The organism is Methylocystis sp. Se48 (genome assembly GCF_056269425.1).
Genome location: NZ_CM149850.1, coordinates 2,559,261 through 2,571,785, shown reverse-complemented (window position 1 = coordinate 2,571,785; position 12,525 = coordinate 2,559,261). Strand labels below are relative to the sequence as shown.

Genomic DNA, 12,525 nt, shown 5'->3' with positions numbered 1-12,525 from the left:
GATTTGTGACAATATTCCCGACCTGTTGCTGAGCCGCTACACTTATGAAATATAACGATTTTCTTTGGAAATTCTCCTGTCCGGATCGGGAACTTTTCCCGGGTCTCCGCGAACCCTTTCCGCCGCACGGCGTAAAGGCAGTTCGGCGAAAAGACGCGCTCCGCCGTCGGGGCCGTCCGTTAGCGTCAGCGCGCCGCCGAGCGCGGCGACGCGCTCGCTCAGGCCGCGCAGGCCCAGCCCGCCGGCGATGGGCGCGTCGGGCGGTCCGGCTCCGTCGTCGGCGACCTCGATGCGCAGCAGATCGTCTTCCCGCGCCGCGCCGACGTCGATGCGGCGCGCGCCCGAATGCCGGACGGCGTTGGTCAGTCCCTCCTGCACGACGCGATAGGCCGTGAGCGCCGTCGTCTCGTCGATGGAGCCTCGCGCGCCGTCGAGCGAGAGGCAGATGTCGATTTCCGGCCGCGTCTCCCGCCAGCCGCGCGCCAGCGCCTCCAGCGCGTCGGCGAGTCCCATTTCCTCGAGCGCGGCGGGCCGGAGTCGACCCAAGATTCGTCGATTCACGTGCTGGAGGGCGGCGATCTGCGAATCGATCTTCGCGCAGTCTTCCGCGAGCCGGGCGGCCTCCGCGCCGGGCGCCCGGGCCTTCCGCGCCAGCGCCCCGACCCCGGCGCGAACCGTGAAGAGAAAGGGCCCGATCTCATCATGGAGATCGCGCGCGATGTCACGCCGTTCTTCATCCTGGACATGGATCATGCGGGCGACGAGACGGCGATTCTCGTCGTCGAGCCGTTGCAGGGTCTGCGCCAAGGCGTTGATGCGGTCGGCGATGACGACGAATTCGGGAGGACCGTCGGCGGGCACGCGCACCGAATGGTCGCCCCGCTCCAGTCGCCGCAGCCCGTCCGAGACGGCGCCGATCGGACGCAGGGCGCGGGAGACGGCGTAGGAGACGAGCGCGAAGGCCGTGGCGGCGACGCATGCGCCGACGATCGTGATCCAGACGATCTCCTCCCAAATCTCCGCGATTTCGTCGGCGGGATTAACGGCGATGTCGATGGCGCCGAACGGCGTGGGAACGCGGGTCGCCGCAGACGGCCGCAACGCCAGCGCGCTGAACCATTTCGGCGCGCGCAGGTCGTCCGGCGCGGGGGGCGCGTTGTCGCCCGCCGGAATGGCGCGCACATGCCGAAGCCGTCGCACGTCGTCCATGAGCCGGGCGAACTCCGCCCGGGGATCGGGCGAACTTTCGACCCGCGGCAGGCTCGACTCCACCAGTTCGCGGGCGAGACGGGTGGCGGCTTCCGCCTCGATCCACACGCGCCCGCCCGCGTTCAGCACGAGAAGGGACACGCCGAAGGCGAAGCCCGCCGCCAGAACGCCGCCGAGCAGCAACGACAGACGCGCCCGCAGCGAGAGACTTTGCAGCATCGACGGCTTCCCTTCCCGAAGCGGCGACTTTACGAATGGGCTTCCGATGGTCAATGTGCCGGCGGGGCGCTGGAGGAATGATGCGGGTTCTCATCGTCGACGATCATCCGATCATCGTGTCGGGTTGCGCGGCCATGCTCGCCGGCGAGGGCGACATAGAGGTTTTCGACGCGCGCGACGCCGAGTCCGGCCTTGCCGCCTTCCTTGCGCACGCGCCGGACGTCACGATCGTCGACATCGCCATGCCCGGCCCCTCGGGCCTGGAATTGACGCGGCGGATTCTGGAAACAGATCCAGCGGCGCGCATCGTCGTTTTCAGCATGAACGACGATCCGATCTTCGCCGCCCGCGCCATCGAGGCGGGCGCCAAGGGCTATGTCACGAAAAACGACGATCCCTATCTGCTCGTGAAGGCGGTGCGCGAAGTTGCGGCGGGCGAAGTGTTTCTCATGCCGAAGATCGCCAATCAGCTCGCCTTCGAAAAACTCGGCGGCGGGCCTGCCAATCCGCTCGCGGCGCTCACGGCGCGGGAGCTCGAGATCCTGCGCATGCTGGGCTCGGGCCTTGGCATGGCGGAAATCGCGGCGGCGACCCAGGTTTCCTACAAGACAATCGCGAACAGCTGCTCGATCATGAAACGCAAGCTCGGCGCCCGCACGCCGATGGAGCTGATGCGCATCGCGCTGGAGCAGAAACTCGCGTGAGGGCGTCCCGTCTCTTCCCTAAAGGCGCTTATCTCGCCGTCGCGTCTGCGTAGGGCTCCGGCGCGGAATAATTCGCCGGAACGGCGCCCGTCAGACTCCCGAGAAAGGCGACGATCTCCGCCGCGTCCTTGTCGGAGAGGCTTTTGCCGAGCTGCGTCTTGCCCATGATCTTGACGGCTTTCGTCAGATCGTCGACCGATCCGTCGTGGAAATAGGGGGCCGTTTCCGCGACGTTTCGCAGGCTCGGAACCTTGAAGACATAGAGATCCGCGTCGTTCTTCGTTACGTCCGCGCGGCCTTTGTCGGGGATCTTGGCGCCAGTCGCTTTCCAATAGTCCTCGGTCACGCCGAATTTCTGGAAGGAGTCGCCGCCGACGCCCGCGCCATTGTGACAGGCGGCGCAGCCCGTATCGATGAATATGCGCAGTCCCGCCTGCTGTTCGGCGGTAAGCGCCTTGACGTCTCCGGCGAGAAAGGCGTCGAAAGGCGCGGGCGTCAGTAGTGTGCGCTCAAAGGCGGCGACGGCGAGGCCCCAGTTTTTGGAGCTGATCGGATCCTTGTCGTCCGGAAAGGCCTTTGCGAAGGCGCCGGCGTAATCGGGAATGGCCTTCAACTTGCCCATCGCCGTCGTCTGATCGGGGTTGCCGAAGCTCGCCGGGCCGAGCAGCGACTTCTCGGCCTGATCCTCCAGCGAATCGCGGTCCCCGCGCCAATGCTGCTTGAAATTGAGCGCGGCGTTGAAGATCGACGGCGCGTTACGCGGATTTTCCTTGCCGAACACGCCGATCGCCTTGGGCAGACCGTCGCTCGCCTGTTTGTCCGGCAGGTGACAGTGCGCGCAGCTGACGTTGCCGTCCATCGACACGCGATTCTCGAAAAAGAGTCGCCGCCCCAGTTCGACGCGCGCCGTCTCGGCCGGATTCTTCGCGATGGGGACCGGGGGGAGGGGCTGGAACGACGTCCTGGCGTCGGCGAGCAGCTTCTGCGCGTCGAGGACCTCGGCGCCCGCCGGCGCCGTCAGGGCGGCCATCGACAGGACGAGAGAAGGGAGAAGCTTGCGCATCGCGGACGTCATCCGGGCTTGGCGGCTACGTTCGAGCCAGATTCCGGGCAAAAAAAATCGAGCCGAGCAAGAACATCGCGCTGCCGCGCCGTTGGTCCTACCGGCTCGATTTTGATGGGCGGAGCGCCGCGCCGACGCGGCGACTCGCGCGAAAACTCAGATTTCGGCCGACGAGTAAGCGGTGACTTCCATGCCAACGCAAACTTCGACGATCACAGGCGTGGTCCAGGCCATTGTCATTTCCTCCGGTTGGATCTTCGGCAGCTGCTCCCTGCTCTTGCGTCTCAGCTTCTCGGGCCGAGCGACTGGGGCAGGTTCAAGCTCGGCGAGAGCTTTATCATGATCGGGTTAGCCGTGCAATTGGCGTCGCGCCCCCGCATGCTTCGGGAAAAGTCGGAAAAAAAGCGCCAGGTTCGGCGCTGGAAGGCCCGGGCGTTGCGCTTGGAACGGGGGCGGGAGCGCGCGCGGCGGCGTTCGGGGCGAGTCGCTCAGGCGCCTATTATTTGCCCTTGCTGGACCGGCGTTCGGCGTCGACGCTGCATAGCGCCTCCGTCATGGGGGCGGCAATCCCGGAGGAAGTCATGAAGATTTCAGCCCGCAACATGTTCGACGGCGTCGTCAAGGAGGTGAAAAAGGGCGTCACCACTGCTCACGTGACGATCGACGTCAATGGAATCACGGTCACGGCCGCGATCACCAACGAGTCGGTCGAGGATTTGGAACTGGCGCCCGGGTCCAAGGTGAAGGCCATCATCAAGTCGTCGGACGTGATCGTGGCCGTAGACTGATTTTGCCGCGCAGTCGGGACGGCTGCGCGACGCTCCCGCCTGTCTCTCGAATGCGGCTCGCAACCGTCTCGACATGGGGCGTGACGGCTGCTAGGCATATCGCGCTTTCGGCGGGGCGGCGGCGCGATCCGGCCGAGGCGTATCGTCAGAATTCCGAGAGTTTTCCTCACGCCGCCGGCGAAGGGGACGAGTCTCGCGGGCGGCGCCCGCCGCACGCCATGGAAAACAACCGCCAAAGCGGCACGGGGCAGGAAGCGAATGAGCAAGGCTTCGCTCGACGGCAAAGCGATTGCGCTCGAAGACGCCTATAAGCAGGCGGCGAGCATTTTGAGCGGCGCCAAATTTCCCCTCGTCGCGGGGCTGGGCGCCGACGTTCCAGGCGCCCGCGCGGCGATTCTTCTGGCCGAGCGTCTGCGCGGCGCCTTCGACCACATGGCGTCGCGCGATCTGCTCGCGGATATCGACGTGAAGCGCTCTTTCGGCATGTTCACGACGACCGCCAACGAAGCGCGCGTGCGCGCCGACGTGGTTGTGCTGGTCGGGCCCGGCCTGACGCGCATCTGGCCCGGCATGCTGGAGCGCCTCGCGCTCGACCAGGCTCCTCGCCATGGAACCCACGCGGGCCAGCCGCGCAAGGTGATCTGGATCGGTCCAGAGGCGGACGAGGCCAGCGCCGTTCCCGGCGCCAAGGTCATTTCCGCGAGTCTGAAGCAAATTCCCGGCGTTCTTGGCGTCTGGCGCGCCCGCGTCGGCGGCCGCCGGGTCGATCCAACCATCATCGACGCGGCGAAACTCGAACTCGTGGACGGCGTCGCCGAGACGCTGAAAAACGCGAAGTTCGGTTGCTTCGTCTGGGCCGCCGCCGCGGGACTCGACGCGCTCGCCATCGAAATGATGCAGGCGCTCGTTACGGAGCTGAATGTCACGACGCGCTTCACCGGGGTTCATATCGGCGGCCGCGCAGGCGCTTCGGGCGTGACGCAGGTCGCGGGCTGGATGACCGGGTTCCCGCCGCGCACGGGTTTCGGCCGGGGCTATCCCGAGCACGATCCCTGGCGCTTCGAGGCGAATCGACTCGTCGACAGCGGCGAGGCCGATGCGGCGCTCTGGATTTCGGCCTTCGACGGCGAGGCGCCGTCATGGTCGCGGAGCGACATTCCGCTCATTACGCTCGCCCCCGCGGGCGCCGCGCCCGCGCGCGGTCTTTACATCGAGGTCGGCCAGCCCGGCGTCACCCATGACGCTGTGCTCATGGCCCAGGAGACGGGCGGCCTGACGCTGCGCGCGGCTGCGACGCCGTCCGACGCGCCGACGGTCGCGCAAGTCATCGACGCCATCATGGCGCATGTTTCGGAGGTCGCGCCTTGCTGACAGTTTTGCGTGGCGGCCATGTCGTCGATCCGGCGACGGGCAAGGATGGCGTCGGCGACGTCTGGTTCGAGGACGGCTGCATCGTCGCGCCGCCGACAGGCGGCAAGGCCGATCAGGAGATCGACTGTTCCGGCCATGTGGTCATGGCCGGCGCGATCGACATTCACTCGCATATCGCCGGCGGCAATGTGAACACCGCGCGCCTGCTGCTCCCGGAGCTGCATCGCAGCATTCGCGCGCGCCTTGCGAATACGCCGCTCTCGACGGCCAAATGGTCGACTTATGAGACGGGGCGTCTCTACGCGCAGATGGGTTTCACCACGGTCGTCGAACCGGCGATGGCGCCTCATCATTCGCTACAGACGCATTACGAACTCAACGACGTGCCGATCATCGACAAGGGCGCGCTGACGGTCCTCGGCAATGACGACTTCCTGCTGCGCCAGATCCGAGCGGGCGAGTCGGAGAGCGCGATCAACGATTATGTCGCGCAGACTGTGAGCGGCACGCGTTCGCTGGGTCTGAAGTGCATCAATCCGGGCGGCTGCGAGGCTTTCAAGGAGAATATGCGCGCCTTCGGCCTCGACGACGAGGTGCCATTTTACGGCACGACGTCGCGCCAGATTTTCCAAACGCTGCAAAAGGCGACGCAGGCGGTGGGCATCCACCATCCGCTCCATTTGCACATGAACAATCTGGGCATCGCCGGCAATATCGACACGGCGCTCGCCACGATCGACGCGTCGCAGGGCCTGCCGCTGCATCTCGCGCATGTGCAGTTCTACGCCTATGGCAAGGAAGGCAAGAACGCCTTTTCCTCGGCCGCCGCCGCCTTCGCCGAGAAGATCAACGCCAATCCCAACGTCACGGTGGACGTCGGGCAGGTGATGTTCTCGCAGACGGTGACGGTCTCTTCCGACGTGCTGAAGCAGTTCAACAGCATGCCCGGCGGGAGCCCCAAGAAGGGCGCGATCTTCGACGGCGACGCCAATGGCGGCGGCATCGTGCCCTACGCCTACAAGGTCTCGAACTACTACAACGCCATTCAGTGGGCGGCGGGTCTCGAGTTGTTCCTGCTCATCAAGAATCCCGAGCAGGTGTTCTTCACCACGGACCATCCGAATGGCGGCCCGTTTACCGCCTATCCCGAGCTTTTCGCACTGCTGATGAGCGCTGAGCTGCGCGAGGAGATGATGTCGCGTCTGCCGGCCGAGGTGCTGGAGCACACGACGCTGCCGTCGATCAAGCGCGAATACAACTACTATGAGATCGCGCAGATGAGCCGCTCCGGCGCCGCGAAGCTCTTCGGCTTCAAGGACCGCGGCACGCTGGCGCCGGGCTCGATCGCCGACATCGCGGTCTACAAGAAGAGCCGCGACGTCGCCGGCATGTTCCGCAAGGCGGCCTATGTCTACAAGGACGGCGATCTCGTCGTGAAGGACGGCGAGGTGTCGCATTACAAGCGTGGCAAGACGCTGCATATCAGCCCGCGCTTCGACAAGAACATCAACAAGCGTCTCGACGCTTACTACGAAGAGCTTTACGGCCTGCCGCGCGGCATTTTCGACGTGCCCGACGCCGCTCTGCCGAACAAGGACGCCTTTGCGGAGGTTGCATGCAAGGAATAGTTCGCAACGGCGTGCGCATCGACGACAGTTTCGCGGAGGCGTTTCCGATGGCCGCGACGGGGCTGATCGTCACGGCGCCCACCCGCAAATGGGCCAATCAGGCCGCCGCGACGGCGACCGGCTACGCCACTTCCGTCATTGGCTGCGACTGCGAGGCCGGCGTTGACTGCGAGTTGTCTGAGGACGAGACGCCCGACGGCCGCCCCGGCGTGCGCATGCTCTTTTTTGCTTTCTCGGCGAAAGGCGCGGAGAAGGCGCTGGTCAATCGCGTTGGCCAGTGCATCCTCACCTGTCCCGGCACGGCGCTTTATTCGGCTTTCGACGGCGACCTAAAGATCAAGGTCGGCGACTCCATGCGCCAGTTTGGCGACAAATGGCAGATGTCGAAGGCGATCGACGGCCGCCGCTTCTGGCGCGTGCCGGTCATGGACGGCGAGTTTTTCGTCGAGAGCCAGGTCGGCGTGCTCAAGAAATGCGTCGGCGGCGGCAATCTGCTCGTCATGGGATCCGACTGGGAATCCACCATGCGCGCGACCGAGGCCGGCGTCGAGGCCATCAATGCCGTGCCGGACGCCATCATGCCGTTCCCCGGCGGCATCGTGCGCTCTGGCTCGAAGGTCGGCTCGCAATATAAGGGCATGAGCGCGTCGACCAACGACGCCTATTGTCCGACGCTGAAGGGCGTGACCAAAACCGCGCTTGAGGACGATATCGGCTGCACGCTCGAAATCGTCATTGATGGCCTCACCGACGAAGCGGTTCGCGTCGCCATGCGCGCGGGCCTCAAGGCGATCATCGACATGGGCCCGGAGAAGGGCGCCAAGCGCGTCGGCGCCGGCAATTACGGCGGCAAGCTCGGCCCGTTCCACTATCATTTGAAGGATTTGCTGCCGTGAGTTCCTTCACCTTCACGCTCCGTCAGGAACCGCCGCAGCGCGTCGACCTTTCCGCGCTCACGCCCGACCGCCTCGCGGGCAAGTCCGTGGCCGACATCGAGAAGATCGAAATCGGCACGACGCGCGCTTCGACCAAAGTCGGCGATGTTTTCAAGATCGCGCAGGGCGACCTCAAGACGCTTCGCTACGAAGGCGGCTCGTCGCGTTTCGACCTCGTCGGCGCGAAGCTGCTGCCAGAGTTCTGCATTCACGTCGAGGGCGACGTCGGCCTGCAGGTCGGGCGCCTCGCCAAGGGCGGCAGGATCACGATCTCCGGTAGCGCCGGCGCCTATGCGGCCTCGGGCAATGAAGGCGCGCATATCGAGATCAAGGGCGACGTTGGCGATTTCCTCGCGGCGCCGCTCGCGGGCGAGCTCGGCGGCATGTCCGGCGGCCGCGTCGTCGTGCGCGGCAAGGCCGGCGCGCGGGCGGGCGATCGGCTGCGCCGCGGCATCCTGATCATAGAGGGCGACGCAGGCGAAGATCTGGGCTCGCGCATCATCGCCGGCACGGTCATCGTGCTGGGCGAGGCCGTCGGCCGCGTCGGCTATCTCAACCGCCGCGGCTCGCTGGCGCTGGCGAAGCGCAAGGACTTCGGCCCGACCTATATGGATTGCGGCGCCCATATTTTGACTTTCGCCCGCCTGTTCGCCCGAAGCCTGAAAGCGGACAGCGCCGCCGCCTCGGCCCTTCTTTCGGGCAAGCTTCAGCGCTTTGGCGGCGACACGGCGGTTTATGGCAAAGGCGAGATATTGACGCCCGCATAACTGGCATTACCCTTGCTTCGGTTAAGCGCCGTCGGTCTGGCGGCGTTGTCGCGAGGGGATTTGCCGATGAATTTCGTCGAACTCATCCTGACGGTTTGCACGCTCGCTCAGCCGGTCGCCTGCGACGAGCGCAAGATGATGCTCGAGTCTCGAAGCGGCTCGACGCGCAACTGCATGATGCAGGCAATGCCATACATCGCCCAATGGTCGGGCGAGCACCCCAATGTGGAGGTGACCCGCTGGCGGTGCGTCGCGCCGGGTTCCGAGGGCGACAAGATTTAAAGGCGTGCGTCACATCCTCGTCCGTGCGTCACATCCTCGTCAATGTCAGCAGCGGCTCGCCGCGCGCGGAGAGGCGTTGCATCCGTCCGTAAACGTCGAAGCGCGCCGAACGGGTTTCCAGGAGGGCGGAGAGAAACTTGCGTTCCTGACCGACGAGGGCGCGCGGACAGGCCCGGCCGGTTGTCGCAAGCGACCAGATACGTATCCGAGCGCCGTCGCGCGTCGCCTTCTTGAAGTAGCGGTTGCAGCCGAATGAACCGGGCGCTTTGCCGTCGGGCGCCGCGCTCAGGGTCGTTTGCGCATTGTCGATGACGCTCCGGCCGCCGATGTCCTCCACGCGCCAGTCCGCGCCGTGCCATGCGATGGGCTGGGCGGCCGCTGGCGCGCCGACAGTCGCGAGGGCGAAGACACAGGCGCTCCCCAAGGATTTCATAGAGGTTTCTTCCCTTTGCCGGGCGAACCTCCGCTCCCCATATGCCGCATATAGGCATTCGCCGGGGCCGCCGCCATGAATCCGCTACCGCTCCCATTCGCTGCGCCCTATGCGCCGCCGGACGAAACAGTCGCGGTCGCCCTTTTGAGCGAGCGATCCGATTCCGACGCCCGTGCAGTTGTGGAATCGATCGCGCGGGCGCTCGTGCGCGGGATGCGGGCGGAACACAGCGCGTTTGGCGGCGTCGAGGATTTTCTGCGTGAATTCTCGCTCTCCTCGCGCGAGGGGCTCGCGGTCATGGCGCTCGCGGAGTCTCTTCTGCGCGTGCCGGATGACGCGACGGCGGACCAGCTCGTCGCCGACAAACTCGCCGCCGGAGATTTTTCGCATCACGAAGCCGCGTCAGACGCGATTCTCGTTCAGGCATGCGCTTTTGCGCTCGGCTTCTCCGCCCGTCTCGTGGGGCAGGGCGAGCCGCGCGGCCTCGTCGCCGACCTCGCGCGGCGCATCGGTCTGCCCGCCCTGCGCGGCGCGGCGCGTCAGGCCATGCGGCTCATGGGCGCGCATTTCGTGTTTGGCGAAACGATCGGCGAGGCGCTGGCGCGCGCGGAAGGGCGCCGCGAGCGCTTCTCTTTCGATATGCTTGGCGAAGGCGCCCGCAGCGCTGCGGACGCCGAGCGCTATTTCGAGGCCTATGCGGCGGCGATCCGAGCCATCGGGGCGCGGGCGGGAAAGGCGGCGTTGCCCGACCGCCCGGGCGTGTCGGTCAAGCTCTCGGCGCTCCATCCCCGCTATGAAGCCCTGTCGCGCGAGCGGGTGTTGCGCGAACTGCCGCCGCGCGTGCTGGAGCTCGCGCGCCTCGCGAAGGCGCGCGAGCTCGCCTTCACGATCGACGCGGAAGAGGCCGACCGGCTCGAACTCTCTCTCGACGTCGTCGCGCGCGTCGTCTCCGATCCCACGCTCGCAGATTGGGAGGGCTTCGGCGTCGCGGTGCAGGCCTATCAAAAGCGCGCCGGCGCCGTGATCGATTATGTCGCCGCGGTGGCGGCCGCGTATGGCCGACGGTTCATGGTCCGCCTCGTGAAGGGCGCCTATTGGGACAGCGAGATCAAGCGGGCGCAGGAGCGCGGGCTCGACGACTATCCGGTCTTCACGCGCAAGGCGATGACCGACCTGAACTACGACGCCTGCGCGGCGCGGCTCTTGTCGGCGCCGCGTCTCTTTCCGCAATTCGCCACGCACAACGCCCGCAGCGTCGCCGAGATTCTCGCGCGCGCCGGCGATCGCAAGGATTATGAATTCCAGCGCCTGCACGGCATGGGCGACGCGCTTTACGCCGCGCTTGCGGAGATGAGCGGCGTCCCGGTTCGGGTCTATGCGCCCGTCGGGCCGCATCGCGATCTTCTCGCTTATCTCGTGCGGCGACTGATCGAGAACGGCGCCAATTCCTCCTTCGTCGCCCGCGCCGCCGATCCCGATGCGCCCGAAGACGCGCTGATCGCCGATCCGCGCGACATTGTCGGCGATGCGTCGCGCGCGCGCCATCCGCATCTGCCCTTGCCGCCGCAACTCTTTCGCCCGTTGCGCGCCAATTCGCGCGGCGTGGAATTCGGCGACCGGACGGCGCTTGCGGCTCTGCTTCGCGAAAGAGACTCGGCGCCGCCGTCTTCCGACGCGCGGCCGAGCGTCGGCGGCAATGGCGACGCGCGCGACGTGCGGTCGCCGATCGACGGCGCCCTTGTCGGGCGCGTCGTCGAGACCGACGCCGCCGGCGCGCGCGACATGATCGCCGCGGCAGCTGGCGCTTTTCGCGAATGGCGCGCAACGTCCGTCGAGAGCCGCGCGCAAATTCTCGAACGCGCCGCCGATATGGTCGAAGCGCGTCGCGGCGGATTCGTCGCGTTGCTGCAAGACGAAGCCGGGAAGACGCTCGACGACGCGGTCGCGGAAGTGCGCGAAGCCGCCGATATGTGCCGCTATTACGCGGCGCAGGCGCGTCTGATCGGTCGGGAGGCGGATCTGCCGGGGCCGACCGGAGAGAGCAACCGTCTGCGCTACGTCCCGCGCGGCGTCTTCATCTGCATTTCGCCGTGGAATTTTCCCCTGGCGATCTTTCTCGGCCAGGTCGCCGCCGCGCTCGTTGCCGGCAATTGCGTCGTCGCGAAACCCGCCGAACAGACGCCGCTCGTCGCGGCCATGGCGACGCGACTGCTGCATGAGGCGGGCGCGCCGCGCGCGGCGTTGCAATTCGCGCCGGGCGCCGGAGACGTCGGCGCTGCGCTCGTGGCGGACCCGCGAGCGGCGGGCGTCGTCTTTACGGGTTCGGTCGAGACAGCGCAGCGCATCAACCGCGCGCTGGCGGCGCGCAAGGGCGCCATCGCGCCGCTCATCGCCGAGACGGGCGGGATCAATGTCATGATCGTCGACTCGACCGCGCTGATCGAGCAGGTCGTCGACGACGTCCTGGCCTCCGCCTTCCGCTCCGCCGGCCAGCGCTGCTCGGCCCTCCGGCTCCTGTGCCTGCAGCAGGACGTCGCGCCCGCGGCGCTGGAGGCGCTGATCGGCGGCGTGCGCGAATTGCGTATCGGAGACCCGCGCGAGGCGGGCGTGCATATCGGCCCGGTGATCGACGCGGCGGCGAAGGAAAATCTCGATCGTTACATCGCACGACGACGGACGGAGGGGCGCGTGCTCTACGCCGGCGGCGCGCCGGCGTCGGGAACCTACGTCGCGCCGCATATCGTGCGGATCGACCGGATTTCCGATCTCGACGAGGAGATTTTCGGTCCGGTTCTGCATGTCGCGACCTGGAGCGCCGCGGATTTCGATCGGCTTCTGGAGGAGGTCGAAGGTGGCGGCTACGGCCTGACGTTCGGCCTTCAGACGCGCATCGAAGCGCGCATAGAGCGCGTCGCGCGACGTGCGCCGGCGGGCAATATCTATGTCAATCGCAACATGATCGGCGCGGTGGTGGGAAGCCAGCCTTTCGGCGGCTTCGGTCTTTCCGGCACGGGCCCGAAGGCAGGCGGGCCGGATTATTTGCGCCGCTTTCTGCGTGAGACGACGGCGACGATCAACACGGCGTCGCTCGGCGGCGACGCCGCGCTGCTCTCTCTCGACGAATAA

At 66.6% G+C, this 12,525-nt stretch carries 12 protein-coding genes; 8 read left to right on the top strand and 4 right to left on the bottom strand.

Features of this window, described 5'->3' with window-relative positions:
* Positions 1–42: 42 nt before the first annotated feature.
* Entirely contained in the window at positions 43–1,428 is a 1,386-nt protein-coding gene (locus ACV959_RS12655; RefSeq protein ID WP_475736944.1) for an ATP-binding protein, read from the bottom strand.
* Positions 1,429–1,508: 80 nt separating this feature from the next.
* Between ACV959_RS12655 and ACV959_RS12650 the strand changes: the two genes are divergently transcribed.
* Complete coding sequence (locus ACV959_RS12650) at positions 1,509–2,132, top strand: response regulator transcription factor (protein WP_475736943.1); 624 nt, start codon at positions 1,509–1,511, stop codon at positions 2,130–2,132.
* Between the two features lie 28 nt (positions 2,133–2,160).
* Here the strand turns inward: ACV959_RS12650 and ACV959_RS12645 are convergent, their stop codons facing one another.
* Positions 2,161–3,195, bottom strand: coding sequence for a cytochrome-c peroxidase (locus ACV959_RS12645; RefSeq protein ID WP_475736942.1), 1,035 nt, complete (start codon positions 3,193–3,195; stop codon positions 2,161–2,163).
* 156 nt (positions 3,196–3,351) lie between these two features.
* The gene (pqqA, locus tag ACV959_RS12640; RefSeq protein WP_154420341.1) at positions 3,352–3,429 is read right to left on the bottom strand and encodes a pyrroloquinoline quinone precursor peptide PqqA; all 78 of its coding nucleotides are present in this window, start codon (positions 3,427–3,429) and stop codon (positions 3,352–3,354) included.
* A gap of 347 nt (positions 3,430–3,776) precedes the next feature.
* Between pqqA and ACV959_RS12635 the strand changes: the two genes are divergently transcribed.
* The 6 genes from ACV959_RS12635 to ACV959_RS12610 all read left to right on the top strand — a co-directional run bounded on the left by ACV959_RS12635 (position 3,777) and on the right by ACV959_RS12610 (position 8,966).
* Complete coding sequence (locus tag ACV959_RS12635; RefSeq protein ID WP_475736941.1) at positions 3,777–3,983, top strand: TOBE domain-containing protein; 207 nt, start codon at positions 3,777–3,779, stop codon at positions 3,981–3,983.
* A 258-nt stretch (positions 3,984–4,241) separates the two neighbouring features.
* The gene (locus tag ACV959_RS12630) at positions 4,242–5,354 is read left to right on the top strand and encodes a formylmethanofuran dehydrogenase (protein WP_475736940.1); all 1,113 of its coding nucleotides are present in this window, start codon (positions 4,242–4,244) and stop codon (positions 5,352–5,354) included.
* Complete coding sequence (locus tag ACV959_RS12625; RefSeq protein ID WP_475736939.1) at positions 5,348–6,982, top strand: formylmethanofuran dehydrogenase subunit A; 1,635 nt, start codon at positions 5,348–5,350, stop codon at positions 6,980–6,982. Before ACV959_RS12630 ends, ACV959_RS12625 begins: the two co-directional genes overlap by 7 nt.
* Complete coding sequence (gene fhcD, locus ACV959_RS12620) at positions 6,970–7,878, top strand: formylmethanofuran--tetrahydromethanopterin N-formyltransferase (protein WP_475736938.1); 909 nt, start codon at positions 6,970–6,972, stop codon at positions 7,876–7,878. Before ACV959_RS12625 ends, fhcD begins: the two co-directional genes overlap by 13 nt.
* Complete coding sequence (locus ACV959_RS12615; RefSeq protein ID WP_475736937.1) at positions 7,875–8,684, top strand: formylmethanofuran dehydrogenase subunit C; 810 nt, start codon at positions 7,875–7,877, stop codon at positions 8,682–8,684. The genes fhcD and ACV959_RS12615 overlap by 4 nt, the downstream gene beginning before the upstream one ends.
* 66 nt (positions 8,685–8,750) lie before the next feature.
* On the top strand, positions 8,751–8,966 hold the full coding sequence (locus ACV959_RS12610; protein ID WP_475736936.1) for a hypothetical protein: 216 nt from the start codon (positions 8,751–8,753) through the stop codon (positions 8,964–8,966).
* A 28-nt stretch (positions 8,967–8,994) separates the two neighbouring features.
* Here the strand turns inward: ACV959_RS12610 and ACV959_RS12605 are convergent, their stop codons facing one another.
* Positions 8,995–9,399 carry an META domain-containing protein gene (locus ACV959_RS12605; protein ID WP_475736935.1) on the bottom strand — a complete coding sequence of 135 codons (405 nt, stop codon included), beginning with the start codon at positions 9,397–9,399 and terminating at the stop codon, positions 8,995–8,997.
* A gap of 75 nt (positions 9,400–9,474) precedes the next feature.
* On the opposite strand from ACV959_RS12605, the gene putA reads away from it, so the two are divergent.
* Positions 9,475–12,525: a bifunctional proline dehydrogenase/L-glutamate gamma-semialdehyde dehydrogenase PutA gene (putA, locus tag ACV959_RS12600; protein ID WP_475736934.1), complete on the top strand. Its 3,051-nt coding sequence runs from the start codon at positions 9,475–9,477 to the stop codon at positions 12,523–12,525.

Excerpts from the sequence above, each read along its gene's own strand:
- ACV959_RS12650 (WP_475736943.1), top strand. The coding sequence starts at position 1,509 with ATGCGGGTTCTCATCGTCGACGATCATCCGATCATCGTGTCGGGTTGC.
- ACV959_RS12645 (WP_475736942.1), bottom strand. The coding sequence starts at position 3,195 with ATGCGCAAGCTTCTCCCTTCTCTCGTCCTGTCGATGGCCGCCCTGACG.
- fhcD (WP_475736938.1), top strand. The coding sequence starts at position 6,970 with ATGCAAGGAATAGTTCGCAACGGCGTGCGCATCGACGACAGTTTCGCG.
- putA (WP_475736934.1), top strand. The coding sequence starts at position 9,475 with ATGAATCCGCTACCGCTCCCATTCGCTGCGCCCTATGCGCCGCCGGAC.
- ACV959_RS12610 (WP_475736936.1), top strand. The coding sequence starts at position 8,751 with ATGAATTTCGTCGAACTCATCCTGACGGTTTGCACGCTCGCTCAGCCG.
- ACV959_RS12655 (WP_475736944.1), bottom strand. The coding sequence starts at position 1,428 with ATGCTGCAAAGTCTCTCGCTGCGGGCGCGTCTGTCGTTGCTGCTCGGC.
- ACV959_RS12630 (WP_475736940.1), top strand. The coding sequence starts at position 4,242 with ATGAGCAAGGCTTCGCTCGACGGCAAAGCGATTGCGCTCGAAGACGCC.
- pqqA (WP_154420341.1), bottom strand. The coding sequence starts at position 3,429 with ATGGCCTGGACCACGCCTGTGATCGTCGAAGTTTGCGTTGGCATGGAA.
- ACV959_RS12635 (WP_475736941.1), top strand. The coding sequence starts at position 3,777 with ATGAAGATTTCAGCCCGCAACATGTTCGACGGCGTCGTCAAGGAGGTG.
- ACV959_RS12605 (WP_475736935.1), bottom strand. The coding sequence starts at position 9,399 with ATGAAATCCTTGGGGAGCGCCTGTGTCTTCGCCCTCGCGACTGTCGGC.